The following is a 26,445-nucleotide window of genomic DNA, read 5'->3' as shown; positions in this document are numbered from 1 at the left end:
ATCCGGGAATCCGGTGGGAAGAGGCGATGTTGCCACCGGCGTACTCGGTGCGGGTCGCCCTTGTTCGGGCGCGGCCCGCACCGACGTGGGTCCTTGGTCATAATAAGGACGACATCGAACCTCCAGGAGGTGCTGTGACAGGCGCTGGTTCCCCCCTTTCCTTGCGCTCCCGGCTGCGCTCGCTGCGAACCGCGGCCTTCGGGGCCGACTCGGCCGGGGAGAGGCTGGAGCGGATCCATCGCTCGCCGAACTTCGTGGACGGGGTGTTCCAGAACCCCGTGAGCGCCAGGACAAGACCCTCCGGCTCCGGTCTGGAGTTCGCGAAGGTCTACTTCCAGAAGGAAGCGCGGGCGCGGCGGGTCCCGGCCGGTCCGATTCCCGTGCACGCCACCACCCTCGCGGAGCTGGCCACACCTCCCGCTTCGGGTCTGCGGCTCACCTGGATGGGGCATTCGAGCGTCCTCGCCGAGATCGACGGCCACCGTGTGCTCTTCGACCCGGTGTGGGGCGAGCGCTGTTCACCCTTCGCCTTCGTCGGCCCGAAGCGGCTGCATCCCGCGCCCGTACCGCTCGCGTCGCTCGGCCCCGTCGATGTCGTCGTGATCTCCCACGACCACTACGACCACCTCGATCTGCCCACGATCAGGGCCCTCGCAGCCACGGACACCGTCTTCGCCGTGCCGCTCGGTGTCGGCGCGCATCTGGAGCGCTGGGGCGTGCCCGAGTCCCGGCTCCGCGAACTCGACTGGAACGAGTCCACCGAGGTCGCGGGCCTGCGGCTGACCGCCACTCCCGCGCGGCACTTCTGCGGCCGGGGCCTGCGCAACCAGCAGCACACGCTCTGGGCGTCCTGGGCGGTCGCCGGCCCCGAACACCGGATCTACCACAGCGGCGACACCGGCTACTTTCCCGGCTTCCGGGACATCGGCGCCGAACACGGCCCGTTCGACGCCACCATGATCCAGATCGGTGCCTACAGCGACTACTGGCCCGACATCCATATGACACCGGCCGAAGGCATGCGCGCGCATCTTGATCTCCAGGGCGGCCGGCCGTCGGGCGTGATGCTGCCGATCCACTGGGGCACGTTCAACCTCGCCCCGCATCCGTGGGCCGAGCCCGGCGAGGGTACGGTCTCGGCCGCCGCCGAGGCGGGCGCCGGGATCGCGCTGCCGCGTCCCGGCCAGCCCTTCGAACCCACCGGAGACGATGTTCCCGTCGCTCCTTGGTGGCGCGCCGTGGCCGCCACGCCGCCCGGCGGCTGGCCGCAGGCCCCCGCGCCGGCGGTCCTGGAGACCACCGCCGGGACGGACGCCGGCCGGGGAAAGACGGAGGAGACGGCTGAGACCGCCTCTTCCGCGTAACGCCGCCTCGGCGGACGGGACGGGTCGCCCGTCCCGTCCGCGTGCTCCAGCGCCGCGACCGGCGATGTCCGTCCGTCTGCGGCGTGTTGCGAAAGGAGCGTCCTCCGGGCCGACGGCGCTCCTTTACGGGACAGCCCCAAGGGCTGTCCTGTGATCCCTGGTGGATCCGCGCGCGGCGTCGGATGCGGTGGATCGCAAGGCGGAGGTGCGCTCGCACACTGCGTGTATCCGGGCGTTCCGACAACGCGGCGAGGCGCCGTAGCTGTCGTCGCGCGCCCGCCTGGGATCACGGGACAGCCCTTAGCATGAGCGGGTAATCATGCTGCCTCAGGGGACTGGAGACGCGCGTGACGCATGTGGGGACGGAACTGGCCAGCCAGCCGGAATGCTGGCGCCGGGCGGCGGGACTGGCCAAGGAGGTACGGCACGAACTGCCCGAGCCCGGTGAGCGTACGGCCGTCATCGGCTGCGGCACCTCTTTCTTCATGGCCCGCGCCTACGCCCGGCTCCGGGAAGGCGCCGGCCTTGGTGAGACCGACGCCTTCGCCGCCTCCGAGTTCCCTGCCGGGCGTCAGTACGACCGGGTGGTGGCGCTGACCCGGTCCGGCACGACCACCGAGGTCCTGCGCCTGCTCGCGGACCTCCGGGACACGACCCGTACGACCGCGATCACCGCGGACCCGGCCACTCCGGTGAGTTCGGCCGCCGACGGTCTGATCGTCCTGGACTTCGCCGACGAACGCTCCGTCGTCCAGACGCGGTTCGCCACCACGGCCCTCACGCTGCTGCGCGCTCATCTCGGACTGCACTCCGATGCCGTGGTCACGGACGCGGAGACGGCCCTCGCGGATCCGCTGCCCGCCGGTGTCACCGAATGCGGCCAGTTCACCTTTCTCGGCCGGGGCTGGAGCGTCGGCCTCGCGGAGGAGGCCGCGCTCAAGATGCGGGAGGCGTCGCTGTCCTGGACAGAGGCGTATCCGGCGATGGAGTACCGCCACGGTCCGATCAGCATCACGACCGAGGGCAGGGCGACTTGGGCGCTCGGGCCCGCGCCGGAGGGACTTGGAGAGCAGGTCCGGGCGACCGGCGGGCTGTGGGTGGAAGGAGAGCTGGACCCACTGGCCGAACTGGTCCGGATCCAGCGGCTCGCGCTCGCTCTGGCGGACAAGCGAGGCCTCGACCCGGACCGCCCGCGCCATCTCAGCCGTTCCGTGATACTCACGCCGTAGGCGCGGTAATCCCGCCGCCCCGTGCTACAGCGCCGGGCCGGACTTTCGCTGTTCGGCGCCGGTCGCCTCGGTGTCCCCGGCGGCCGCCTCCTGGGCTTCCGGCGGCTCCACCCGGTCGCCGAAGGTCCGGACGGAGTCGATCTCGCCGACCTCGAACGGCGGATCCGGCAGGCCCGGTCCGCCGGGCGCCGGCCCCGGGCCTGCTATCCCGTACCGGACTTCGCCAACCCGTCCGGACTGCGCGTCCCGCTCACGGTGCGACGCGAACTGCTCGACCGCCGCACCACTTCTACGACGGCGGCACGCCGCTGCGCTGTCTGCGGCTGTCCCGCAGCGCGCTCACTCCGGACGAGATCGACGAGGGCCTCGATCGCTTCGCCGCGTTCGTCCTCGCCTGCGCGGACGGCGGGCCAGGCTCCGGCTGAGGCGCCGTCAGAAGGTACCGGGAGCAGTCGTCTCCGGTGGATACGGCCACGTGGAGGCCGTATCCACCGGTGCGGTTCCGGCCGTTGTCCGAAGCACCGGTCTCCCGGTGGCGAGGACCCGGCGCGAACGCGGTATTTCGCGCTGGCGTGCGACGCCTCATACCAGAGCGGGACGCTCGGCGGGCAAGTTCATCAACTGCCCACCACACCGGAACATCCGGCAACTACTGTGTGTGCTCAGTGAATAACGGAGGGCTCATGCGGCACGCCGCTCCCCGCCGTCGCACCACAGCTTGAACAGACCATGCCGATTCCTGGGGCCCACGTACCGAGGACAAAAATGTCTCAACTTCGCGTACCCGTCGCGCGGCCGGAGCGCCGTGAGGGCGGGCGGCACGGCCGGCCGGGCGCCCGCTCGCTGCCATCCACGGGCAGGGCGAACACACCGGTGCCGCCGGACGCCCGTATACGCCCTCGACTGCTGCGTACCGCCGTGCTGCCGACCACGGTCGCCGCACTGAGCGGCGCCGTCGCCGTCGTACTCCTGCTCCGCTCCGCGTCGGCGGAACCGACCAGCGAGGTCTGGGCCGCACTCGTCGGGACGGCGCTGCTCGCCTTCGCCGCCGTCGCCGCGGCGGCGCTGGGAGCGGAACGCACCGCGAAATCCGTCCTCGACCGCTGCGCCGAGCTGCGCCGCGCCAGCGCGCGCGGACAGGACGACCTGCGCGCCGCCGTCGAGCGGATCGGACGCGGCGAACGGGTGTCCGGGCGCGGTGGTCCGCCTCCGCCGACGGTCCCGGGAGGAGACGAATTCGATCTGCTGGCCGAGGAGTTGGGCCGCTCGCGCGCGGCCGCGATCGGCGCCGTGGTGCAGGCGTCCCGGCTGTCCACCAGCGTCGGCAACGAACAGAAGGTGGAGGTCTTCGTCAATCTGGCCCGCCGGCTCCAGTCCCTGGTCCACCGCGAGATCCAGCTCCTCGACGATCTGGAGAACGAGGTCGAGGACCCAGAACTGCTGAAAGGTCTCTTTCACGTCGACCATCTCGCGACCCGAATCCGCAGACACGCCGAGAATCTCGCGGTGCTCGGCGGAGCGGTCTCCCGTCGCCAGTGGAGCAAGCCGGTCACCACGACCGAGGTCCTGCGCGCCGCCATCGCCGAAGTGGAGCAGTACCCGCGGATCAAACTCGTACCGCCCATCGACGGCTCCGTGCGCGGCCACGCCGTCGCCGATGTCATCCATCTGCTGGCCGAACTGGTCGAGAACGCGACGCTGTTCTCCTCCCCGCACACCCAAGTGCTGCTACGGGCCCAGCGGGTGACGGCCGGTCTCGCCATCGAGGTGGAGGACCGCGGCCTCGGGATGCCGCTCGACGAGCAGCAGCGGATGAACGAACTGCTCATCGATCCGGACCAGGTCAATGTCGCGCGTCTGCTGCAGGACGGGCGGATCGGACTCTTCGTGGTGTCGGCGCTGGCCCGCAGGCACGGTATCGCGGTGCGTCTGCAGTCCAACATCTACGGCGGAGTCCAAGCCGTACTGATCCTGCCGCAGGCGCTGCTGGGCTCGGACCGGGCGGAACTCGACAGCTCGCAGTCGTCCGCCGCCGTGCCCGTACCGCGGCCGCACCAGCGGATCCCGTCTCAGCCTCAGCCGTACGAGACACCGCCGCGGCCGTACCCGGCGCACGGCGACTCCGTTCCACTGCCCGTCCGTGACGAGCACTCCGACCGCCGGGCGCCCGCGGGCGCGCTGCCGGGCGCCGGCCACGGCGAGCGGCGGCACTCCGCGGCCGGCCAGGGCCACACCACGCAAGCCTCGGCCGACCCGTCCGACGGCACGATCGGCGGCGCCGCGAACCGGCCCCAACTGCCCAGGCGCCGGGGCCAGGAGCATCTGGTCCCGCAGCTTCGGGACCTGCCGGGCGCGCCTTCAACGGGCGAGCCCGCGCTCCACGACCCCGGTCTGATGGCCGCCTTCCGCCGGGGCATCGGCCTCGCGGAGTCCCAGCCCGTCCCGCTGCCCGCTGCACAGCCCGATCCGAGGCCCGCCGAGACGGGTCTCTCATCGGCCGGCCCGTCGAAGGACCGGCCCGCGGACCCGTTGCCGGAGCCGCGGCGCGACGACATCCCCCTCAAGGAGTAGATGCACCATGGTGAGCGATGTGCCGACCGGCCATGTCCCGGACCTCGACTGGCTGTTGAGCGGTCTGGTCCAGCGTGTCCCGTACACCCGCAGCGCGGTGCTGCTCTCCTCCGACGGCCTGGTGAGGTCCATGCACGGCATGGACTGCGACAGCGCCGACCACATGGCGGCCCTCGCCTGCGGCCTGTACTCCCTGGGCCGCAGCGCCGGGCTGCGCTTCGGAGAGGGCGGCGAGGTCCGTCAGGTCGTGGTGGAACTCGACGCCACGCTGCTCTTTGTCTCCACCGCCGGCTCAGGAACCTGTCTCGCCGTGCTGGCGGGCCGGGAGGCGGACGCCGGCGTCCTCGGCTACGAGATGGCGATGCTGGTCAAGAGCGTACGGCCCTATCTGGTCACGCCGGTCAGACACGTGGCCGGCTCCGTGCCGAGTCCCACGGGCCGCTGACCGTGCCGGTCCCGACGGACGGGCCGTGGCTCGATGAGGCGGCCGGCCGGCTCATCCGCCCGTACACCGTGAGCGGAGGCAGGACCAGGCCGACAACGGACCTCGATCTGCTGACGCTGGTGATGTCCACGGGAGACGTGCCCCGGACGCATCTCGACCCGGAGCACAGCCAGGCCCTCGGCCTCTGCCAGGGGCCGACCTCGGTCGCGGAGATCGCGGCGCATCTCGGACTCCCGGCGACGGTCACCAAAGTCCTGCTGTCCGACCTGGTGGACTGCGGGGCGGTCACCGCAAGGCCGCCCGACAGCTTCGACCATCCCACCGACCGTTTCCTGCTGGAGGCAGTGCTCGATGGCCTACGACGACAGCTCTGAGTCCTTCCCCACCGCACTCAAGATCCTGGTCGCGGGCGGTTTCGGGGTCGGCAAGACGACCTTCGTGGGAGCGGTCAGCGAGATCGCGCCACTGAGTACCGAGGAGCTGCTCACACAGGTCAGTGCGGCGACCGACGATCTGACGGGCGTCGAGGCCAAGACGTCGACAACGGTCGCCATGGACTTCGGCCGGATAACACTCGACGAACAGCATGTGCTCTATCTCTTCGGCACGCCCGGTCAGGAGCGGTTCTGGTTCATGTGGGACGAGCTGTCCAGAGGAGCGCTCGGCGCGATCGTGCTCGCCGACACCCGTCGGCTGGACTACTCCTTCTCGGCGGTGGATTTCTTCGAGCGGCGCGGTATCGGATTCGTCGTCGCCGTCAATGAGTTCGAGGGCTCCTACCGCTATGAGCCGGAGGAGGTGCGGGCCGCGATAGACCTTGAGCCGGGAGTGCCGATCGTGCTCTGCGACGCGCGTATCGCCAGTTCCGGAATCCAGACCCTGGTCACACTTGTCCAGCATCTGCTCACCTCGGCGCCGCCTCCGGCCTCCGAGCACGCCGAATGAACCGGAAAACCCGGAGCGACGGAGCGCGCGCATGAAGTACGACCCCATCGGCCGTCTGCTGCTCACGCCCGTCGACGAGGAGGCACCGGCCCGGGTCCTGCGGCTGCGCCAACTCGGTCTCGGCGAGCGTGCCGAGCCCGCCTTCGACGCCTTTGCCCAGCAGCTCGCGCGGCTCACCGGCGCTCCGTACGCGATGGTCAACTTCATTGACGAGAACCGGCAGTTCTCCGCCGGGCTCCACACTCCGCCGGGCGCGGGCGACGAGCGGTCCATGGACCGAGACCACGGCTACTGCCCGCATGTGGTCGTACGGCGCAAGGCGCTGGTCCTGGAGGACGTCCGGGACTTCCCGCGGTTCGCCGGGAACGCCCTGGTCGACGAGATCGGTATCCGCTCGTATCTCGGCGCGCCGCTCATCGACCGCACCGGCATGGCACTCGGCACGGTGTGCGTGGCCGACACCGAGCCGCGTCGCTGGGGCCGGCCGGGACTCGACACCATCAAGTCGTTCGCCGCGGAGCTGATGTCGCAGATCTACCGGAGGGAGGACGGTCTGCTCTGAGCGGGAGCCGCTCGCCGGCCGGTGAGGGCGCGGGACGGCGGATGTCCGGCGTGAACTTCGGAACGACCTATTGACCGTACGGACGGCCAGTCATTAGCGTGGCGATCACCCTGCCAGAAAGCGCTTTCTGAAAGTGCCTGTCGGAGAGCAGCGCTCTTGAAACTGCCCGGATTCCCGAGGAGTTCACTGTGAGCCAGAGCGTCATGCCGGCCCCGGCCGGAGAAGCGGCGGGTGTCGCCGAGCGGAACAGGCCGGGAGCGGGGGAGTGGCTCGCGCGCGCCGTCCACGGCGGCTGGCGGCCCGTCGTCCTGCTGGTCGCCTGTTTCGGCGTCTGGTGGATCATCGCCGCCACCGAGCTGGTGGAGCCGTATCTCGTCCCTTCGCCCGGTGCGACACTCGATGTGCTCACGGGCAAGGCGGGCTATCTCTGGCAGCACACCTGGGTGACGACCTATGAGACGCTGCTCGGCCTGGTGATCGCCGTCGCGGTGGGTGTGCTGGCGGCGGTGGTGATGGTCTACTCGTCGACCGTCGAGAAGACGCTCTATCCCGTTCTGCTGTTCGCGCAGGTCGTTCCCAAAATCGCCGTCGCGCCGCTGTTCGTGGTCTGGCTGGGCTTCGGTATCGCGCCGAAGATCCTGATCGCCGTGCTCATCGCCTTCTTTCCGGTGGTGATTTCGATGGTCACCGGACTGAAGGCGGTCGACCCGGAGATGCTCCAGCTCTCCGCGACGATGGGCGCGAAACCCTGGGGGACCTTTGCCAAGATCCGCTTCCCGGCCTCGCTGCCTCATCTCTTCTCCGGTCTCAAGGTCGCCGTGACACTCGCGGTGACCGGCGCGGTCGTCGGCGAGTTCGTCGGCGCGGACGAAGGTCTCGGCTATGTGATCCTCCAGGCGAACGGCAATCTCGACACTCCGATGCTCTTCGCGGGACTGCTCGTCATGTCGCTGATCGGCGTTGTCCTCTTCGTCCTTGTCGAACTGGCCGAGAAGCTGCTGCTGCCCTGGCACGCCGGCCGCCGGGACACCGGCGTCATCACCTCGTACTGACCGACTCGATCCCGCTCAGGGAAGGGCCAGCCATGCATGCGCGCAGATTCCTCCCCGGCCTCGTACCGCTGCTCCTGGTCGCCACGGCCTGCGGTGAGGACGGCTCCGGGACGACCACCAGCGACTCCGGCAAGAAGCTCGACAGAGTGACGCTGACCCTCAACTGGTATCCGTACGGCGAACACGCGCCCTTCTACTACGGCAAGCAGCAGAAGATCTTCGAGAAGCACGGCATCGATCTGACGATCCGGGCGGGCCAGGGCTCGCAGAAGACCGTGCAGGCGACCGCCGCGGGCCGGACCGACTTCGGCTGGGCCGACACGCCCGCCGTGCTCAGCGGCGTGGACCAGGGTGTCCAGGTGAAGAGCCTCGGTGTCTTTCTGCAGACCACACCGTCCTCCGTGCAGTTCTTCACCGACCAGAAGGTCAGCACGCCCGCTGATCTCAAGGGCAAGACCATCGCCGGCACGGCCGGTGACGCACTCACCAAGACCTTTCCGATCTTCCTTCAGAAGAACAATCTCAAGGAGTCGGACGTCAGGATCCAGAACACCGATCCCGCCGGCAAGATCGCCGCGGTGATCTCCGGGAAGACGGACGCGCTGCTCGGCTACGCCAGTGACCAGGGTCCGACCATGCAGGACAAGGCCAAGAGGCAGGTGTCGTATCTGCGCTTCTCGGAGCACGGCCTCAACTTCTACTCCAACGGCCTGGTGACGGGACAGAAGATCCTCTCCAGCAGGGGCGAGCTCGCCCGGCGTATGGCGCGGGCCGTCAGTGAGTCCTGGACGGCGGCCGAGAAGGCACCGGAACCGGCGGTGGCCGCCATGGCGGGCGCATCGGAGCAACTCCCGCCCAGGAATGTCCTGTCGGAGCAGTTCAAGACGACACTCACACTGCTGCACACCGACGCGACGCGAGGCAGGCCGCCGGGTGTCAACACCGAGGGCGACTGGCAGCGGACCATCGATGTGTTCGCCGAGGCCGGGCTGGTGAAGAGCCCGAAGCCGGTCTCCGAGTACTGGGACAGCGGCACGGCACTGAAGGGATGACGATGGCCAGGGACGCGACGCTCCGGGAGCCCGCCATGACCGACAAAGGCACCGGCGCACCGAAGTCAGGGCCGGCCGGTGGACAGGGCGCGACGGCGGCGGTCGGGCTGACGGATGTGGCCGTCCGGTTCCGTACGAGGAAACGCGATGTCACGGCCCTGCGCGAGGTCTCGCTCGATGTGGCGCCGGGTGAGTTCGTCGCCATCGTCGGCCCCTCGGGCTGCGGCAAGTCGACCTTGCTGAAGCTGGTCGCCGGACTCCTCGAACCGTCCTCGGGGACCGTCCGGCTGCACGGTGAACAGATCGACGGGCCCCGGCCCGACATCGGATATGTCTTCCAGCGGGCGGCGCTGCTGGAATGGCGTACCGCCCGGCGCAATATCCTTCTCCAGGCGGAGATGCGCCGGATGCCGCCGGGAACGGCCCGCGCTCGGGCGGACGCGCTGATCGCGATGACCGGACTCACCGGCTTCGAGGACGCGTATCCGCATGAGCTGTCCGGCGGCATGCAGCAGCGTGTCGCGCTCTGCCGGGCGCTGCTGCACGAGCCGCCGGTCCTGCTGATGGACGAGCCGTTCGGCGCGCTCGACGCGCTCACCCGCGAACAGATGAACATGGAGCTGAACCGCATCTGGCGGGAGACCGGCACCACCGTGCTGCTGGTGACCCACTCCATCTCCGAGGCGGTGTATCTGGCCGACCGGGTGGTGGTGATGAGCCAACGGCCCGGCACCATCACCGAGATCATCGATGTCGGACTGCCGGCCGAGCGGGACTATACGGCGACGCTCGGCCGGTCCGAGTTCCGCGAGGCCGCCGCTCATGTCCGGGGACTGCTGGGCGCGGCCTCCGCGCAGGACTGACGGCCGCTCACGCGGCCGCACCGCCGGTCCCGGCCACCGTCGTACGGTGGCCGGGACCGGCCGTTCAGTACCGCAGCCGGGACAGATACCGGTAGCTGTTCAGCGCGGTGGCAAACGGATCGGCCGGTGTGTCGTGCTCCACCAGCCACTGCCGTACGCCGCCGGCGCGCGCCGTGTCGAACATCGCCGGAAAGTCGAGGACACCCGAGCCGACATCCTCGAAGCCTCCGTCCGGCGCCATGTCCTTCACATGCAGCACGGGGAATCTGCGGCGGTGCTCCACGAACAGCCGCCGGGGATCGTCACCGCCCTTCGCCGCCCAGTACACATCCAGCTCGAAGCCGACCAGCTCGGGATCGGTCTCCTTGAGCAGGATGCCGTACAGACTCTCGCCGCCGACCACATCGTGGTCGCCGTCATGATTGTGGAAGAGCACCTTGAGCCCGGACTTCCGGGCGAGCCGCCCCGCCTTGTTGAACTGCCGCGCCGCTTCCCGGTATCCGGCCGGTGAGTGCATCTCGGCCGGCAGACTCGGTACCACGACCCACTTCCCGCCCAGTGTGCGGACGTCCTCGATCGCCTGTGGCAGACCGCTGCCGGCGACCGTGGTGTACGCGACATGTTCGAGCACCGCTTTGAGCCGGGTCTCGTCCAGCATGCGCCGGATGCCGGCCGCGCTCTGGCCGTGCCTGCCACTGACACCGACCGTCGCGTAACCGATCTCCGCGAGGCGTTCCAGCGTTCCCTTGAAGTCGACCGCGAGCGGAGTGCGCATGGTGTAGAGGTGCATACCGATCCCGGACGGCGGGACGCGCCGCGGGCGGCGCCCGGCGTCCGCCACCGGGCCCGTCCGCGCCGACGCCGCCGTTGTACTCACGCCCAGCGCGGCCAGACCCACGGCCGTGCCGAGGAACGCTCGTCGAGTGCCGTTCATCTTCACTCTCCTCTCAGCGCGCATTGATCCGGACCGTGCCCGTCGTGGTGTCGCCGCGGTCGTCGGTGACGGTCAGCCTGGCCGTGTACACGCCCGGCCTGGCGTAGGTGTGAGCCGTGTCCGGGCCCGCCGTGTCCGCGGGCCCGCTGTTGTCACCGAAGTCCCAGTGGTACGAGACGGTCGCGCGCCCGGGCAGTGGTTTGACCGTGCCGCCGAACTCCACGGCCAGTGGCGCGTCACCCTTGGCGGGCGCGGCCTTGAGCGAGACCTTCGCCGCCGGTTTCTTCTCGACGCCGGGACCGTCGAAGTGCAGCCAGTCCACGGCGAAGAGATCCGGCTTCTCCGCCGACCAGGCCGGGTTGGTGAACACCGCGTACAGCTTCACCGAGCCACCGGGGCTCTTGAGCGAGACGCCCGGCGAGACGACATTGCCCCAGCCACCGGTGGTGGGGATGGTCACTCTGCCCAGCAGCGGTCCGGTCGGAGAGCCGTTCCGGAACTCGATGTCTCCGCCGATCCCGCCCGAGGCCGCGCCGACCGAGACGGACGAAATGCCCTTGAGATGCACGGGGTCGAACGAGATCCAGTCGCCGTTCTCGATCTCCGTGAGCCGCTTGCCGCCGGACGCGTCGGCGCGGTCGGCGATCACCACACCGCCCTGCGCACCGCCGGTGGCGCTGTGGTGCTCCGCCTCACGGAATGTGGTCCGCAGTGTCAGCGACGACGAACCGGTCAGGGCCGGCACGCCCTCGGCGCCCTTGTCCTCGTACCGCGCGGTGATGCCGTAGTAGAGATTCTGGCCGGGGCCATGGCTGTCTCCGGCGTCGGTGACGATCTCACCGGAGCAGCCGGTGTAGTTGTCCAGCGGATGCAGATGGCTGTCATGGCCGAGCTGGGACTGTACGACCACCCGGGAGCAGTCGATGGTCCCGCCGGCGCCGGTCTTCCCGTCCTCGCGGTCCTTCACCTTCACGGTGAACGGGATGGTGTCGCCGAAGCTGAACATCCCGCCGTCCGGCGGCTGCTGGACCGTGACCACCGGTCTGGTGTTGCCGACGGTGATCTCCTGGACGGAGAGCGCGGTCAGCCCGCCGGGACCGGTGACCGTCAGCCTGGCCGTGAACCGGCCCTTGTCCCGGTAGACATGGGACGGATCCGGCTGTGTGGAGTCGGTGGTGCCGTCGCCGTCGAAGTCCCAGGCGTAGGTCACCGGCCTGCCGTCGGGCAGCCCGGATCCTTCGCTGGAGAACTTCACGGTCAGCGGGGCGGCGCCGCTGTCCGGGCTCGCCGTCGCCTTGGCGTCGGGCAGCCGGCCGTCGGCGACATAGTCGATGCGGTAGATGCCCGCGCCCTCGTTGCTGCCGCCCCGGCCGGTGCCGCTGCCGAGGCCGAAGTCGATGACGTACAGCGCTCCGTCGGGACCGAAATCGGCGTCGAAGGGCTGGTTCCACTCCATGTCGCCGAACACACCGTTGATGGAGTGGAGATCACCCGCACGCACCGGGTCGAAGCGCGGGTCGGTGAATGTCTGGTCCTGCTGCTGGAACGCGAAGGTCTTGAAGTACGTCCTGGTCAGCTCGTAGGTGAGCCACTTCCCTTCGAAGTACTCGGGGAATTTGGACGGATAGGTGTTCTCCGGGTCGTAGTCGTAGACGGGACCGCTCATCGGTCCGGCGCCGCCGGTGCCCAGCTCCGGGAATTCGGCCGAGGCGGAGTACTGGTACCAGACGGTCGCGGGCTTGGCCGGGGGGAGTTCGCGCAGACCGGTGTTGTTCGGCGAGTCATTGACCAGCGCCGCGCAGTCGAACACCGCTCCCGAGGTCCCGGTGGCGAAGTCGTAGTCGTTGAAGGGAGTGTTGTTCCCGGTGCAGTACGGCCAGCCGAAGTTGCCCGCCTCGGTGATCCGGGTGTATTCGACCGTGCCCTCGGGACCTCGGCCCGGCACCGCCTCCCGGGCGTCGGGTCCGTAGTCGGCCACCATCAGCGCTCCGCTCAGCGGATCGGTGGTGATCCGGAACGGATTGCGCATCCCCATCGCGTAGACCTCGGGACGGGTCTTCTCCGTATCCGGTGCGAAGAGATTGCCCGCCGGGACCGTGTAGGTGCCGTCGTCCTGCGGGGTGATCCGCAGGATCTTTCCGCGCAGATCGTTGGTATTGCCCGCGGTGGTCTGGGCGTCCCAGGCGCGGCGGCCCTCGCGCTCGTCGATCGGGGCGAAGCCGTCGGAGGCGAAGGGATCGGTGTTGTCGCCGGTCGCGACGTACAGATCACCGTTCTTGTCGAAGGTGATCGAACCGGCCATGTGCGAATTGGCCCGGCCCTCTCCGCGCAGGGTCGGGACGGTCAGCAGCCGCTTCTCGGAGGCCGGGTCGACGGTGTCGCCGGTGACGGTGAAGCGGGACAGATTGAGGCGTTTCTCGGTCTTGTCGGAGTGCAGCAGATAGAGCCAGTTGTTCTCCGCGAAGTCCGGGTCGAGTGTCAGTCCGAGCAGGCCGTCGGACTGGCTTGTCATCTCCGGCGTGTAGGCGAAGTCCAGCGCGGTCGAGACGTCGAGCGTCTCCTGGTCGATCACCTTCAGCTTGCCGGTGCGCTCCGCGAAGAACACCCGGCGGTCCGGAGCGACGGCCAGCTCGAAGGGGTCGGCGAGATCGCTGGTGGCCAGCGGAGTGCGCTGGAAAGCGGTGGTCCTGGTGGCGCTGCAGTCGCCGGGTTTGTTGCCCGCCGCCCACTGGATGCCGCCGAGCAGATGACTGCGGAACGCCTCCTCCTGGAAGGCGGCCGCGTCGTGCCCGCCGGCGGTGAACCAGGAGCGTCCGCCGTCGTAGTTCTGGCACCAGGACCACGGATGGTCGACGCCCTCGTCCAGACCGTCGATGCCGTCGTTCACCTTGATCTGGGCGAGTGTGTGCACCTTGCCGGTCGGGTTGACGCGCCAGTTGTACCACTCCTCCGTGCGCTCCCAGAGCTGAGGAAGGCCCTGGGTGGAGGGATGCGTCTGGTCGAGCACCTTCACCCGGCCCGTCTGGACGGCCGGGTGCTTGTCGAAGATCGCGCCGACCAGTCCCTCGTACCAGTCCCAGTCGCGCTCGCTGGCGGAGGCCGAGTGCAGACCGACCCAGCCACCGCCGCCGCGGATGAAGGTCTGGAGCGCGGAGCGCTGTTCGGCGTCGAGCAGATCACCGCTCTCCGGAGTGGAGTTGGTGTTGTTGAAGACGACCGCCTGGAAGCGGGCGAGATTCTCCTCGGTGAAGGCCGTGGCGTCGGTGGTGGCCTCGACCTCGAAGCCGTTCTCGCTGCCGAGCCGTTCGACGGCCTCGACACCGGCCGGGATCGAGTCGTGCGCGAAGTTGGTGACCTTGGAGAAGACCAGGACACGGAAGGGCGCCGCGTCGGCGCGCGGCGGTGAGGCCATCCCGAGCCCCAGCACGAGAGCCAGTAATGAGGTGATGACGAGGAACGGCGAAAGGGTTCTTCGCGGCGGACGGCCGTACGGGCGGTTGTGCGGGCGGCGACTGTGCGCCGGGCGGCCGTATGTCGGCGGGCGGCCCGGCGGGCCGCCGTGTGCGGGGCGATGACTCATGGGCGCTCCCGGTGTCGGTTGAGCCGGCTGCGGGTTTAGAAAGCGCTTTCTGAAGTATGTCGCACAGCGTAGGTTCCCGTGTTCGGGGGGTCAATGGGCCGGAAGCGAGCTCTGCGACGGGAGAGCCGGCGCCGGGTGCTGTCCCGGCCCGCTCCTGCGACGCGCTCCTTCAACGCGAGCGACCCGCCCGGGAAGTGCGCCCCGGACGGGTCGGTCTCGGCAGGCGGCCCGGCGGCCGCGCGGCTGTCTGTCAGGCCGCGTCCAGCTCCGCCAGCTCGGCGGCGTCGAGCACGAGGTCCACCGCGCCGACCGAGTCGCGGATGGTCTCCGGGCGGCTGGAGCCCGGGATCGGCACCACCGAAGGCGACTTCGCCAGCAGCCAGGCCAGGCAGACGCGCTGCGGGGTCACTCCGTGCGCCTCGGCGATCCGGGCGTACGGAGCGAAGGAGGATCCCAGGTCACCGGCGGCCTTGATGCCGCCGAACGGGCTCCACGGCAGGAACGCGATACCCAGCTCCGTGCACAGCTCCAGCTCCGGCTCGCTGGACCGGAAGGCCGGCGAGAACTGGTTCTGTACGGAGACGAGCCGGCCGCCGAGGATCTCATTGGCCAGCCGGATCCGCTCCGGGGTCGCGTTGGAGATACCGGCCTGCTGGATCTTGCCCTCGTCGAGCAGATCGCGGATGGCGCCGATGGACTCCTCGTACGGCACCTTCGGGTCGGGCCGGTGGAACTGGTACAGCCCGATGGCCTCCACTCCGAGCCGGCTCAGCGACGCCTCGCAGGCGGCCTTGAGGTGCTCGGGAGAGCCGTCCAGCGTCCAGGAGCCGTCGCCCGGACGGAGATGGCCGCCCTTGGTGGCGACCAGGACATCCGAACCACGGTCGTGGGACGCCAGCGCCTTGGCGATCAGGGACTCGTTGTGGCCGACCTCGTCGGCGTGCCAGTGATAGGCGTCCGCCGTGTCGATCAGTGTCACCCCGGCATCCAGAGCCGCGTGGATGGTGGCGACGGAACGGGCTTCGTCGGGCCGTCCCTCGATCGACATCGGCATACCGCCCAGACCGATCGCGCTGACTTCGACGGTCCCGATGCGGCGAGTCTTCATGGTGTGGTGCGCCCTTCCTGCTGTGGTGCCCGGCCGGTGCCGACAGGGCACTGTCCAGCTTTGTCCCTGGTCCGCTGGGCGTCCAATAGAAGAAAGCGAACGCATTGAGCGACTACGCTTCTTAATCATGGAACTCCGGCATCTTGAGTACTTTGTCGCGGTCGCCGAGGAGCGTCACTTCACGCGGGCGGCGCAGCGACTGATGGTCTCGCAGTCGGGACTCTCGGCGTCCATCCGCGCTCTGGAGCACGAATTGGGCGCACCGCTCTTCGTCCGCAGCACCCGCAGGGTCGAGCTGACCAGCGCGGGCAGCGCACTGCTCACCGAGGCGTGCCGCGCGCTGGCGAGCGTACGGGCCGCCAAGGAGGCGGTCGCGGCGGTCCAGGGGCTGCTGCGCGGCACCTTGTCGGTCGGCACCGAGCAGTGCGTCACCGGCGTACATGTCCCCGGTCTGCTCGCACGGTTCAGGGCCGAGCATCCCGAGGTCGAGGTGCGGCTGCGGCAGGCCGGATCGGCGTCACTCGTCGACGATGTGGCGGCCGGGCGGCTCGATCTGGCGTTTGTCGCCGTGTCCGGCACCGTGCCCGAAGGCGTCCGGCTGATACCGCTCGCGCGGGAGCCGATGGTGCTGCTCTGCCATCCCGGGCACCCGCTGGCCGGGGCGGCCAAGGCCGAGTGGGCCGAGCTGGGCGGGGAGGTCTTTGTCGACTTTCACCAGGACTGGGGAGCCCGTGGCCTCACCGACCGGGCCTTCGAGGCCGCCCGGACGGAACGTCGGGTCGCCCTGGAGGTCAACGATGTGCACAGCCTCATCGAGCTGGTGGGCCACGGGCTCGGTATCGCGGTGGTGCCCCGTCCGATCGCCCGCAAGAAACAGGCCGCCGACCTGGTGACCGTGCCGCTCGCCGGTGCGGAAGACCATCTGTGGGAGGTCTCGGCCGCACTGCCGGAGGACCAGCGCACCGGTCCGGCCGCCCGCCGGCTGCTCTCGTATCTGCCGGACACCGGACGAGGGACCGCGCCGGCTACCGCCGCTCCAGCACACCCCTGACAAACGCCGCCTGCCCGGCGTGCTGGAGATCGTCGGAGATCACGCTGACCAGCCGGACGGCAAGGGTGACCGGAGGACTCCACGAGGCGTCGACGACCCGTTCGAGATCCGCGACCTTCAGCGTCCCGAGATACTCGGCCGTCCGGTCGTGGACGGCGTCGTGGTACCCGGTGAGAAGCCCGGCCGGGATCCCGGCGAGAGCGGACACGTCCTTGGCGGAGTGGCCGTAGCCGGTCGCGCGGCATGAGAACGGCAGCTCGAACCGCTTCGACCAGTCCTGCGAGAACCACACCTGCTCGGTCCCGGCCGCGTCGGCGATGTGGTCGTCCTGGATCCGGGTGAGATGCCAGACGAGCCAGGCGATCGAGTTCGCTCCGTCGTCCAGGCGGACGGCCAGCTCATCGGGGGTGAGGCCGTCGACCGCCTCGTGGACGACCTCACGGATACGGCCGAAGGCGTCGATGAGCAGGTCATCGCTCGCGCTCATGGCGGGCTCCCTTCCAGTTTCGGCACCACTGATGTCCGTACGGGCGGCTCCCGGGCGCGCCTCGGCGTACCACGGCGGGACACACCCGGGAGGCGACCGCACATCCAGTCCAGGTTCCCCCGTGCGGCCCGGCGATGCTCTCCGATCAGCGCGCCAGGAACACGGAGATCCGCTCGCGCAGCGACTCCGGGTCGAGCTTCTGCGCGGCCAGATGCTCCTCGATCCGCCCGTACCGGCGCAGCTCCCGCCGCGCCACACCGAGGCCCAGCACCCGGTGCGGGATCTCGGCCAGGGCGTCGTTCGCGGCGGCCGTGGACGTACCGGCGAGATACGGCTCGACGATCACGACATCCGCCGTGGCTCCGTCCGCGACGGCCCGGCGTACCGACGCGGCGTCGAAGGGCCGCACGGTCGTCGCGTAGAGCACCGTCGTGTCCAGGTCTTCCGTCGCCGACAGCACGCTGTCCAGCATCGGCCCGACGGCGATCACCACTCCGGCCCGTCCCTGGCGTACGGAGAGAAAGCCGGACCCGGTCACCGGACGTGGCCGCTCGTTGCTCTGCAGCGACAGCCGCAGATAGTCCCGGCCGTCTCCGGCGGCGGAGTGCCGCAGCAGCGCCTCGGCCTCGTCGGGATGTCCCGGGACATGCACGGACCAGCCGTCGAGCGTGTCCATCAGCGCTACATCGCCCGGCGACATATGGGTGAGCCCGGCCGCGGGCCAGTCGTACGACGCCCCGGCACTCACCAGCACTCCGCCGACGCCCTGGTGGCCGAAGTCCAGCTTCACCTGCTCGAACGGCCGCTCCACCAGAAAGCTCGCGAAGGTGTGCACGATCGGGCGCAGACCGGTGAGCGCGATGCCGCCGCCGACGCCGACCAGAAGCTGCTCGCGAATCCCGACATTGACGACCCGGTCCGGATGACGCTGTCCGGCCCGCTCGAAGCCGTCGCCGCTGATCTCGGCAAGCACGACCGCGATCCGCGGGTCCTCGTCCAGCAGCTCCGCCGTGGTGGAGATGAAGCGGTCACGCATGGTGTCCATGAGAGTGTCCCTCCTGAAGATGTCGCCGGCGATGTCCGTGGTCAGGACTGATTCCGTGGTCAGGACTTGGGCTCGACACGTGCCACCACGGCGCGTGGCCGTCCCGCGTGCGGCGCGGTGAAGGCCGCGTACATCGCGGTGTGATCCCGGCCGTCGACGGTCTCGGCCGACCAGCCGGCCGCCTCGAACCGCGAGGCGATACCGCCGGGCCAGCCATGGGTCGCGGACGCGTTGTCGATCACCAGCGTGTGGAGCTGTTCGAGTCCGGCCGGGCCCGCGAAGGCGATCGCCTCGTGATTGCTGCCCTCGTCGAGTTCGGCATCGCCGATCAGCACCCACACGCGCGGTTCGACCAGTCCCTGTGCCCGCAGGCCGAGCACACTTCCCACGGCGAGCGGCAGCCCGTGTCCGAGCGAGCCGCTGCTGATCTCCACGCCTGGCAGCAGCGTGCGGTCGGGGTGATGGCCGAGAGGGGAGTCGTACGAGCCGAAGGCCGGCAGCAGGTCCTCGGCGAAGAAGCCCTTGGCGGCGAGGACGGCGTAGTACGCCATCGGTCCGTGTCCCTTCGAGAGCAGAAAGCGGTCACGCGCCGGGGCCTCGGCGGTCTCGGGCGACACCCGCAGCACCCGGTCGTAGAGCACCCAGAGCGCGTCCAGGGTGGAGGTCGCGGCGGGTCCGTGCTTCTCGTCACCTGTCATCAGGGCCATCAGACGGTTCAGGTCGCGGTGGCCCGGTGCGGCGGTCGCAGCAGTCTTCGTCATGGGAACCACGGTGCAACTTCAACCGGGCTTGAGGTCAAGCGCCGTCCTGAGCCCGGAAAGCGGTTCGTGACCACCGGTCCGAGTGCGGTATTGTTCTCATGCACGTTGGGCCAAGGGAAACCGCAGGTCAGATGGGCATCGGGACGTGGCGCAGCTTGGTAGCGCACTTGACTGGGGGTCAAGGGGTCGCAGGTTCAAATCCTGTCGTCCCGACGGTATAGAAGCAGGTCAGAGGGGTCCTTCGGGGCCCCTCTTGATCGTTTCCAGAGGCGCCGTCTCACAATTTCTCACAAACGCTGTTGATCAAGGTCAGCCGAGCAGTTCGGCCAGCTTCTCCGAACCCGCCTTCAACGACTGCGGGTCGGGGTGGACGTAGGTCCGCTTCGTGAACCCGAGGTCCGAGTGACCCGCCCACGCGGAGACCTCCGTGTCCGGCACCCCGTTGTTCGCCATCCACGACAGGCAGGCGTGCCGCGCGTCGTACAACCGCACCTTCCGTACGCCCGTGGTGGCCATCAGCTTGTGCGCCTCGCGCCGGAGCTTGTCCGTCTTCCACGGCTGTCCCAGATCGTCCACGAGCACGTACCCGCTGTCCGTGTACGCCTCCCCGGCGGCCAGCTTCTCCGCTGCCTGCTGCGCCCGGAACGCCTTCAGCGCCCGCAGGACGGGCTTCGGCAGGGGCAAGGTGCGCTTCCCCGCGTCGGTCTTGGCGCCCTTCTCCACCACCTTGTTCCGCTGCCCGCGCTCGGCCGTGCGGTCGTAGACGATCGTCCGCGTGTTCGTGCCGACTGCGATCGTCCCGGCCGTCAGGTCCACGTCCTGGCTCCAGCGGGCGCCGCACACCTCCGCCGGACGCTCCGCGATCAGGGCGAGCAGCATGGGTGCGTACGAGCGGTGGCCCTGGATGCCCTCCAGGAACCTCTTCACCTCTTCCTGATTCCACGGCTTGTGTACGGCGGTGGCCTTCTTCGCCTTCTCCTTCGCCTGCTTTGAGATGGTCACGTGCTCCGCCACGTTGCGGACCACCACCCCGCGCCGCACCGCGAGGTTCAGCGCCGCACGGAACCGCCCGAGGGTGAGCCGCACCGACCGTATGCCGAGGCCCGTCCCGGGCTTCCCGCCACGCTGGCGCCCCTCGGTCACCATCCAGTCGATGAACGCTTCCACGTCCTCTTCGCTCAACTCCTGAACGGGCTTGTGCCCGAGGTACTTCCGCACGGGCCGTAGGGCGTTGTCGTAGTTGCTGGCGGTGGCCTCTACGGCGCGAGTACGCCGACGGGTACCCCTCGGTGCGGGAACTGAAAACCCGGTACGCGATCGGGCAGGCCCGTGCTCAGCGCATCCGGGATGGCCTGGCAGCGGCAGTCTGAACGCGAGGAAGCCGCAGCCCGGTCAGAGCTGCGGCTTTCTGCCGTTTACACGCGAGCCGGCGTGCTGCCAAGCTGCCCAGCTACTGCGCTTGGTCCGCGTCCGTCTGGAGTGCCTTGCGCCCCGTCGCCACGAACTCCTTCATCGCTGTGCGGGCTTCGGCCATGAAGTCGCCGCTGATCTGAACAGGGCGACCGTCATCGTCAACCAGCCCGGAAAGGTCCGCGCTGTAAGCGGTCGTATGCAGGTCCGAGAGTGCGTTGATCACCTTGTTTGCCGCGTCACTCACTGCTTGCGGCCCCTCCAGGTCCACTTCGGCAAGCAGATGCATCAAGGCCGGGAAGTGCTCGTCAAGCGCGAGACAGAGAGGTCCGAGGTCGATCCCTCCTGTGTCCTCATCTACGAGATCCAGTACGGCCGTAACCGCTCCTCGGCAGGCAGTCAGGAAGTCGCTGTAGACCTTCCGCCTCGGCTCACGAAGCGCCAGTTTCGCGTTGCTCCTGATCTGGACCTTCGTCTGTCGGTAGGTGAGAAACGCGCCCAACGACGCTACGGCGCCGGTGATCCCGGCGCCAAGCACCGCTGCAAGTCCTGAGTCCATGCGTGCATGATGTTCGATCGCCGCAACGCCCCGGGCCCCGGGTCCGGGAGCGAGGCGTTAGGACAGTGGGAGATCCACGAGCATCACGGCGTACACCGGGGAGTCCGGGAATGGCTGGTCCTCCCCGACCCTCCGATACCCCCAGGACTCGTACAGGGCCTCCACCTTCGGGTGCGTCACGTCCACCAGCAGCACAGCGAGATCTTCGTTCCTGGCGTCCATCAGCGCTCTGTGAAGGCGCTCGGCCGCGCCCGTCTTCCGCCACTGCTCGCGCACCATCAGCTCCGAGAAGTGGAACGTGCGGCCCTTATCCGGCACCGGGTCCAAGTGCTCCCGCCACCACTCGCGACCCTCCGCGCCGGGGGCGCCATACGCGAAGCCCACCACGTCGGCGCCGTCGTACGCGATCACGCACGAGAAGCCGGGGTTCCCGCCCCAGTGGTCCACGAACCAGGGGAACTTCTGCCGGAAGTCGTCGTCCGCCATCCGGTCGGCGTGTACGTCCGCGTGCACGTCGATCAACGTCTGTCGGATCTCCGACAGGTCGTCGTGGCTGTAGTGGCGCAGCTCCAAGGCGGAGGTCATCGGGCCTGGCTCCATTCTGATCGGTAGCGGTCTTCCCACTCTCGCGCAGTGCCGGAGTCCGGCGCCAGAGTGATCAGGTCACGGTGGAAGTCCCCGAGGAACGAGCGCATCCGGCCCGGCAGGGGGTCACCAGCCATCAGCGCGAACACCTTCGCCGCCGTGCCGCACGCCTGGTCGATGTCCCGTTGGTGAAGCTGCGTCAGGGCGAGCTGAAGGGTGGCGAGCGCGCGGTTCCGGCGGAACTGCTTCGGGATGGCGGCCAGGGCGCGGTGTGAGGCTGCCTCCGCGCCCGCTGCGTCCCCGATGTCGTCCCGGACGATGGCGGTGATGGCCAGTAGCTCCGCAGGCCCGTAGAACGCCACCCATGACGGTCGGAACTCCTCCAGGGACGCCTTCGCCAGAGCGTCTTCCGCGTGCCCCAGCGACCGCAGGGCGCCCCGGCGGTCCCCGACCACCGAATGCCCGATGGCCGTCCGTGCGTGCGCCAGGGAGGCGAACAGGGGATCGCGGCGTGTGACGGCGGTCGCCTGCGCGGCCTGGCCCGCGTCCACGGCTTGTGAGAACTCGCCGCGATGGACAGCGAGCATGGCGTGTGAGTTCCACACGCGCAGTTCCGCCACCGGGTCCTTCCCCATGCCCGCCAAGTACAGGGCGCGGTTCAGGTGGCTCTGTGCGCGGTCGCTCTGGCGGGCGTCCACGGCCGACCACGCCGCCGACGCGGTGTAGTTCGCGGCCAAGCTGAAGAGGCGCTGCCGGATGCGTTGGGAGGCCGCGCGCTTCTGGAGGTCCAGGGCCTCCGCAGCACCCGCGAGCGCGGCCCGCTCCAGGGCCTCATGCCCGCCTCTGGAGGCGTCCAGGGCCGTCAGGGCGTCCAGGCCGCTGCGGAGGCGGATCACGTCGGTGGTGCCGACAGCGTGCGGCCTGGCGGCGATCAGGGGCACGACGGCGGCCGTCGTCCCGGTGGCTGCGGTGAGGAAGTTCCTGCGGTGCACAGGGTCCTCCGTCCTGGTAGGGCTAGGTCTGCCCGCTGGGGGTGTGAAGCCGAGTTCCCCGGCAGTACAGCCGAATACTGCCTCCAGGGCTTCGCGCTGCCGAGAGTGGGGCCAGCGGGTCTTCCCGGTCAGCCAGTGGCGCACCGTGCGATCACTGACCGTGCCCTCCCTGCCGACGGACCGGAGGTAATCGTTCACCGACTCCGCCAACTCGGCCTGGGTCAGCCCTGCTTCTTTGAGCGCGTCCGCCAGGTGCCTGTTCTCCTCCACGTCTTCAAGGTAGCGAGGTAGCAGGGTCGCGGCGCCGGAGCGGCGCCGAAATTTCCGGTTGCCCGCGATGCACGGCGGCCTGACATTTCCTCACGGGCAGTCACAAGGCGTCGTTGACTGAGTGACAGGCCGCCACCGGAAAGGACAGCCCGGTGGCAGGTCAGAGAGGCCCGCCCCTGGCCCCCGTCGGGGGCGGGCTGTGCCTCCCGCTCACCTACGAGGGGTCCTGATGACCGTGACCACCACCTCCAGGCCGACCGGGCACCCCGGCTACAGCGAGACCCTGCCGCGCGAGCCGGAGAGCGCCGCGACCGCCCGGCGCCTGGTGCGCACCGCCTGCGCGGCCTGGGAGCTGGAGGAGCTGACCGAGGACGGCGCGCTGATCGTCTCCGAGCTGGTGTCCAATGCCGTCCAGCACGCGCGGCGGGAGTCGATCCGGGTCGTCATCGACCGCCCGGGAGCGGCGTGCGTGCGCATCGGCGTCGTGGACTTCTCGAAGGTGCCTCCGGAGCCCAAGGAAGCGGATGACGAGGACGAAGGCGGTCGCGGTCTCGCGCTCGTGAATGAGCTGGCTGATCACTGGGGAACCGATCCGCTGCCGTGGGGCAAGCGGGTGTGGGCAGAGCTGCACGGGAAGGAACACGGATGAGCGGCGAACGAACGCCTTGGGTGGGCGATCTGATCCACGACGAGGACGCCGACCGGCGCGGAATCGTCACGGACGTACAAGGCGGCGCCGTGTGGGTGCTGCGGCCGGAACTCGGTCCGGGCCGGTGGTGGACCTCGGAGCACCCCGAGCGGCTGACTCTGCTGGAATCGCGGCAGCGCTGAGACACGACGAAGCCCCGGCCGGTGAACTCCACCGAGCCGGGGCTTCGCCTCTCACGTCCGTCTCACACAGATCTCACGGACTGCACGGACTGACACGGAAATTGTGGCGCTGACCTGGACGTTTCCGTACTCCCTGGATCTCACAGACCCCTGTGGACGGTGTTTCGTTCACTGGGGGTCAAGGGGTCGCAGGTTCAAATCCTGTCGTCCCGACCAGCGTTTTCGCAGGTCGCAGGCGGTATCGGAGAAATCCGGTGCCGCCTTTCCGTGTTTCTTGGGGACCGGTTGGGGACCAGCCGGTCTGGCGGGGTCCTGGGGTGGGCTGGACGGCGAGGGTGATGGTGCGCGGACGGGGTTGAGGTGTGCGGTGAGGGTGTTGCCGGCGTTGGTGATCTGGGTCATGTCGGGGTGGAGGTAGCGCTGGGTGGTGAGCGGGGAGCCGTGTCCGGCGATCTTGCGGAGGACGTGGGCGGGGACGCCGGCGAACCAGGTGAGGCCGGTGTGGCGGAGATCGTGGCGGCGCAGGTGTTCGTGGCCGAGTGAGGTGATCACGCCCCAGCCATTACAAGAAAGGCACCAAGCCCAGACGCGTCACGGGATGAGCGACAAGTGCAGTGTTCCTGGATCAGGTGCTGAGCAGTGAGGCGTGGATGCGGGCGATGGCCCGCAGCACCTCGTCGCGATTCTTGGCCTGCTGCATCCATGCGGGCAGGCGGGCCACCACGGTCATCCTTCGGCCGTGGCCGTGCCAGGGAATCCCCTCACGCAGCGGCGCCCGTACGAATCGTCTGATCAGGTCGAGATGTTCCAGGTTGTAGGCCCATACCCACCCGTGCCGGGTCTCGGTCTGCAGCCACAGACGGACGCCGAAGTACGGGTCTGTGGCCGGCTCGTACCGGTCCCGGTGCAAGGCCACACATCCACGGCTCCATTCCTTCGCCGTCCCGCAATTCCGGCAGACGAGACGCCTTGGCAAGAAGAGACCCCGGTCGTGCACTCCGGCCGGATCTGGCGCTGTCCCAACGTGCGCGGCATTCTCGCAGGTGGGACAGTGCACCAGGACAGACGCGAGGAAGTCGTACTTCGTACTGCGCGGGTCCCGGAACCGATGGTGTGTGACGGTCGGACTCATCGGACCAGTATGCGAGCCAAGCACCAAAGGCTCCTACGGGTTAAATCTCAAGCTCAGGAGTTCAAGAACTGCTGGAACTGCATGTCGAAGTCGCGAGGGTCCTTGCTCAGCGACGACTTGACCATCGCGGTGAACTCGTCGACGACAACCTCGAACGCATCGGCCTCAAGACCGTCAAGGGTGATACGGGCGACATCGGCCGGGTCCATTTTGGGCACGTCGTAGCCCTTCATCATGTCGGTGTCCGCTGCTCCGAGGTGCACCGAGGTGACGCTCGTGCCCTGCCCGGCCAGTTCCTGACGGAGCGCCTTACTCATGCTCCACACGGCGGCCTTCGAGACCGCGTAGGCGCTGCTGCCGGGGAAGACGAACCAGGACGCCGACGAAGCGATGTTCACTATCGCTCCCCCGCCGTTCGCCGCGAGGACCGGCGCGAAGGCGCGAGCCATGGACAACGTGCCCCAGAAGTTTATGTCCAGTGCGGTGCGGACGGCGTCCAGATCGCCGAGCAGGTCGCTGCCTCCGATCCCGGCGTTGTTGACAAGCAGGTTCACGTCGCCCGCTGCGCGGGCTGCCGCCACGACGGCGTCCGGGTCGGAGATGTCCAGGGCGAGAACCTCGACACCGTCGAGGTCGACGGACTCGGGTCGGCGGGCTGTCGCGTAGACCTTCGCACCCCGCTCGACGAGCTGGGCGGCGAGATGACGGCCGATGCCGCGGTTGGCTCCGGTGACGAGCGCAGTGGCTCCGTTGATGTCCATGACGCGTACGCTAAAACCTCACGCCAACGTGAGGATCAAGTCCAAACTTCCCCGGAGGTGCCATGCGTATCGGCAAGGTGGCCGAAGGCGCTGGGGTCAGCGTCCGTGCATTGCGGTACTACGAAGAGCAGGGGCTCGTCGTCGCCGACCGCAGCCCCAGTGGCCACCGGCAGTATCCCGAGTCCGCTGTTGAGCGGGTGAAGTTCATCCAGCTCCTCTACACGGCCGGGCTCGGCAGCAAAGCGATCCTGCAGGTCCTGCCCTTCCTGGACACCCTCGTCGCGACCCCACGGATGACACAGCGACTCAAAGACGAACGCGACCGTATCCGGACTCAGATCGACGACCTGGCCAGGGCACACGACCGGCTCAATGAGCTGATCGTCCTGGCCACTGAGTCTGCGATCTCTCCAGCTACCTGCTCGGCGAGCGTGGATGCCACGTAATCGACCGGACCTCCTAGGTGTTCTGTCCACGGAGGTTGGTGACAGCAATCACGGCTGGGTGATCTTGAACGAGTGAGGGCCTTCCGGGTTCGGTCTGGATTGCGACATCTACCCGAACGATCAGAAGGCCCTCATGCCCCACCGTAATGCACCCCTGGCCGAGACCGGTCGTCTGCGCCTGGCCCGTTGCGTGGTCGAGGACCGGTGGCCCCTGCGGCGGGCGGCCGAACGCTTCCAGGTTTCGCCGACCACGGCCCAGCGCTGGGCCGCCCGCTATCGCGAGCTGGGCGAGGCGGGCATGGCCGACCATTCCTCGCGCCCCCACCACAGCCCCCGCCGGACCCCGACCCGCACCGAACGCAGAATCATCAAGGTCCGCGTCCTGCGCCGCTGGGGCCCCGCCCGCATCG

28 protein-coding genes and 1 tRNA gene are annotated in these 26,445 nt (G+C 69.0%); 16 read left to right on the top strand and 13 right to left on the bottom strand.

Annotated features, from left to right (window positions below):
* The first annotated feature begins 134 nt into the window (after positions 1–134).
* The 10 genes from PV679_RS31400 (at position 135) to PV679_RS31355 (ending at position 10,083) form a co-directional block, all read left to right on the top strand.
* Positions 135–1,364: an MBL fold metallo-hydrolase gene (locus PV679_RS31400; RefSeq protein WP_319684083.1), complete on the top strand. Its 1,230-nt coding sequence runs from the start codon at positions 135–137 to the stop codon at positions 1,362–1,364.
* Positions 1,365–1,711: 347 nt separating this feature from the next.
* On the top strand, positions 1,712–2,593 hold the full coding sequence (locus PV679_RS31395; RefSeq protein WP_319684081.1) for a sugar isomerase: 882 nt from the start codon (positions 1,712–1,714) through the stop codon (positions 2,591–2,593).
* A 765-nt stretch (positions 2,594–3,358) separates the two neighbouring features.
* The gene (locus PV679_RS31390; protein ID WP_319684080.1) at positions 3,359–5,164 is read left to right on the top strand and encodes an ATP-binding protein; all 1,806 of its coding nucleotides are present in this window, start codon (positions 3,359–3,361) and stop codon (positions 5,162–5,164) included.
* A 7-nt stretch (positions 5,165–5,171) separates the two neighbouring features.
* Positions 5,172–5,609 (top strand): roadblock/LC7 domain-containing protein, encoded by a 438-nt coding sequence (locus PV679_RS31385; protein ID WP_319684078.1) that lies wholly within the window; start codon positions 5,172–5,174, stop codon positions 5,607–5,609.
* 2 nt (positions 5,610–5,611) lie between these two features.
* Positions 5,612–5,983, top strand: coding sequence for a DUF742 domain-containing protein (locus PV679_RS31380; RefSeq protein WP_319684076.1), 372 nt, complete (start codon positions 5,612–5,614; stop codon positions 5,981–5,983).
* Positions 5,961–6,554: a GTP-binding protein gene (locus PV679_RS31375; RefSeq protein ID WP_319684074.1), complete on the top strand. Its 594-nt coding sequence runs from the start codon at positions 5,961–5,963 to the stop codon at positions 6,552–6,554. The genes PV679_RS31380 and PV679_RS31375 overlap by 23 nt, the downstream gene beginning before the upstream one ends.
* A gap of 31 nt (positions 6,555–6,585) precedes the next feature.
* Positions 6,586–7,116: a GAF domain-containing protein gene (locus PV679_RS31370; protein ID WP_319684072.1), complete on the top strand. Its 531-nt coding sequence runs from the start codon at positions 6,586–6,588 to the stop codon at positions 7,114–7,116.
* 203 nt (positions 7,117–7,319) lie between these two features.
* Positions 7,320–8,168, top strand: coding sequence for an ABC transporter permease (locus tag PV679_RS31365; RefSeq protein WP_319684113.1), 849 nt, complete (start codon positions 7,320–7,322; stop codon positions 8,166–8,168).
* Positions 8,169–8,200: 32 nt separating this feature from the next.
* Complete coding sequence (locus PV679_RS31360) at positions 8,201–9,220, top strand: ABC transporter substrate-binding protein (protein ID WP_319684071.1); 1,020 nt, start codon at positions 8,201–8,203, stop codon at positions 9,218–9,220.
* Between the two features lie 35 nt (positions 9,221–9,255).
* A complete protein-coding gene (locus PV679_RS31355) occupies positions 9,256–10,083 on the top strand; it encodes an ABC transporter ATP-binding protein (protein ID WP_319684069.1) in 828 nt (275 codons plus the stop codon).
* 64 nt (positions 10,084–10,147) lie between these two features.
* On the opposite strand, the gene PV679_RS31350 is transcribed toward PV679_RS31355, so the two are convergent.
* The 3 genes from PV679_RS31350 to PV679_RS31340 all read right to left on the bottom strand — a co-directional run bounded on the left by PV679_RS31350 (position 10,148) and on the right by PV679_RS31340 (position 15,705).
* Positions 10,148–10,873 carry a sugar phosphate isomerase/epimerase gene (locus PV679_RS31350; protein WP_319684112.1) on the bottom strand — a complete coding sequence of 242 codons (726 nt, stop codon included), beginning with the start codon at positions 10,871–10,873 and terminating at the stop codon, positions 10,148–10,150.
* Positions 10,874–11,030: 157 nt separating this feature from the next.
* A complete protein-coding gene (locus PV679_RS31345) occupies positions 11,031–14,429 on the bottom strand; it encodes a ThuA domain-containing protein (RefSeq protein ID WP_319684110.1) in 3,399 nt (1,132 codons plus the stop codon).
* 418 nt (positions 14,430–14,847) lie between these two features.
* Positions 14,848–15,705 carry an aldo/keto reductase gene (locus tag PV679_RS31340; RefSeq protein ID WP_319684068.1) on the bottom strand — a complete coding sequence of 286 codons (858 nt, stop codon included), beginning with the start codon at positions 15,703–15,705 and terminating at the stop codon, positions 14,848–14,850.
* Between the two features lie 127 nt (positions 15,706–15,832).
* Here PV679_RS31340 and PV679_RS31335 point away from each other — a divergent pair, with 127 nt between their 5' ends.
* Entirely contained in the window at positions 15,833–16,756 is a 924-nt protein-coding gene (locus PV679_RS31335) for a LysR family transcriptional regulator (protein ID WP_319684066.1), read from the top strand.
* On the opposite strand, the gene PV679_RS31330 is transcribed toward PV679_RS31335, so the two are convergent.
* From PV679_RS31330 to PV679_RS31320, 3 genes are all read right to left on the bottom strand, one after another.
* On the bottom strand, positions 16,731–17,243 hold the full coding sequence (locus PV679_RS31330; protein ID WP_319684064.1) for a mycothiol transferase: 513 nt from the start codon (positions 17,241–17,243) through the stop codon (positions 16,731–16,733). The two genes, PV679_RS31335 and PV679_RS31330, sit on opposite strands and share 26 nt — an antisense overlap.
* 145 nt (positions 17,244–17,388) lie before the next feature.
* Positions 17,389–18,288 (bottom strand): transketolase, encoded by a 900-nt coding sequence (locus PV679_RS31325; RefSeq protein WP_319684062.1) that lies wholly within the window; start codon positions 18,286–18,288, stop codon positions 17,389–17,391.
* Between the two features lie 59 nt (positions 18,289–18,347).
* Entirely contained in the window at positions 18,348–19,049 is a 702-nt protein-coding gene (locus PV679_RS31320; protein WP_319684061.1) for a transketolase, read from the bottom strand.
* Positions 19,050–19,188: 139 nt separating this feature from the next.
* Here PV679_RS31320 and PV679_RS31315 point away from each other — a divergent pair.
* Positions 19,189–19,262, top strand: a tRNA-Pro gene (locus tag PV679_RS31315).
* A gap of 96 nt (positions 19,263–19,358) precedes the next feature.
* Here PV679_RS31315 and PV679_RS31310 read toward each other — a convergent pair.
* The 4 genes from PV679_RS31310 to PV679_RS31295 all read right to left on the bottom strand — a co-directional run bounded on the left by PV679_RS31310 (position 19,359) and on the right by PV679_RS31295 (position 22,865).
* Positions 19,359–20,408 carry a tyrosine-type recombinase/integrase gene (locus PV679_RS31310; RefSeq protein WP_319684109.1) on the bottom strand — a complete coding sequence of 350 codons (1,050 nt, stop codon included), beginning with the start codon at positions 20,406–20,408 and terminating at the stop codon, positions 19,359–19,361.
* Between the two features lie 91 nt (positions 20,409–20,499).
* Positions 20,500–21,018 carry a hypothetical protein gene (locus PV679_RS31305; RefSeq protein WP_319684059.1) on the bottom strand — a complete coding sequence of 173 codons (519 nt, stop codon included), beginning with the start codon at positions 21,016–21,018 and terminating at the stop codon, positions 20,500–20,502.
* 57 nt (positions 21,019–21,075) lie between these two features.
* Complete coding sequence (locus PV679_RS31300) at positions 21,076–21,603, bottom strand: GNAT family N-acetyltransferase (protein WP_319684058.1); 528 nt, start codon at positions 21,601–21,603, stop codon at positions 21,076–21,078.
* Positions 21,600–22,865 carry a helix-turn-helix transcriptional regulator gene (locus PV679_RS31295; RefSeq protein WP_319684056.1) on the bottom strand — a complete coding sequence of 422 codons (1,266 nt, stop codon included), beginning with the start codon at positions 22,863–22,865 and terminating at the stop codon, positions 21,600–21,602. Before PV679_RS31295 ends, PV679_RS31300 begins: the two co-directional genes overlap by 4 nt.
* Before the next feature lie 229 nt (positions 22,866–23,094).
* On the opposite strand from PV679_RS31295, the gene PV679_RS31290 reads away from it, so the two are divergent.
* Both PV679_RS31290 and PV679_RS31285 read left to right on the top strand, forming a co-directional pair.
* Complete coding sequence (locus PV679_RS31290) at positions 23,095–23,514, top strand: ATP-binding protein (protein WP_319684055.1); 420 nt, start codon at positions 23,095–23,097, stop codon at positions 23,512–23,514.
* Complete coding sequence (locus tag PV679_RS31285) at positions 23,511–23,696, top strand: hypothetical protein (RefSeq protein WP_319684053.1); 186 nt, start codon at positions 23,511–23,513, stop codon at positions 23,694–23,696. Before PV679_RS31290 ends, PV679_RS31285 begins: the two co-directional genes overlap by 4 nt.
* Positions 23,697–23,864: 168 nt before the next feature.
* Here the strand turns inward: PV679_RS31285 and PV679_RS36265 are convergent, their stop codons facing one another.
* The 3 genes from PV679_RS36265 to PV679_RS31275 form a co-directional block, all read right to left on the bottom strand.
* On the bottom strand, positions 23,865–24,248 hold the full coding sequence (locus PV679_RS36265) for a tyrosine-type recombinase/integrase (RefSeq protein ID WP_416069841.1): 384 nt from the start codon (positions 24,246–24,248) through the stop codon (positions 23,865–23,867).
* Between the two features lie 73 nt (positions 24,249–24,321).
* A complete protein-coding gene (locus tag PV679_RS31280) occupies positions 24,322–24,828 on the bottom strand; it encodes a hypothetical protein (RefSeq protein WP_319684051.1) in 507 nt (168 codons plus the stop codon).
* A 53-nt stretch (positions 24,829–24,881) separates the two neighbouring features.
* Positions 24,882–25,589, bottom strand: coding sequence for an SDR family oxidoreductase (locus PV679_RS31275; RefSeq protein ID WP_319684049.1), 708 nt, complete (start codon positions 25,587–25,589; stop codon positions 24,882–24,884).
* A gap of 62 nt (positions 25,590–25,651) precedes the next feature.
* On the opposite strand from PV679_RS31275, the gene PV679_RS31270 reads away from it, so the two are divergent.
* Both PV679_RS31270 and PV679_RS31265 read left to right on the top strand, forming a co-directional pair.
* On the top strand, positions 25,652–26,035 hold the full coding sequence (locus PV679_RS31270; RefSeq protein ID WP_319684047.1) for a MerR family transcriptional regulator: 384 nt from the start codon (positions 25,652–25,654) through the stop codon (positions 26,033–26,035).
* A gap of 133 nt (positions 26,036–26,168) precedes the next feature.
* Positions 26,169–26,445, top strand: a 277-nt coding sequence (locus PV679_RS31265) for a leucine zipper domain-containing protein (protein ID WP_319684046.1), incomplete at its 3' end; no start/stop codon positions are given.

Origin of the sequence: Streptomyces sp. AK02-01A, from assembly GCF_033795305.1 — a bacterium.
In the GTDB taxonomy this organism is placed as follows: domain Bacteria; phylum Actinomycetota; class Actinomycetes; order Streptomycetales; family Streptomycetaceae; genus Streptomyces.
The sequence above is the reverse complement of the archived record's forward strand: the minus strand, read 5'-3'. Positions and strand labels throughout refer to the sequence as shown.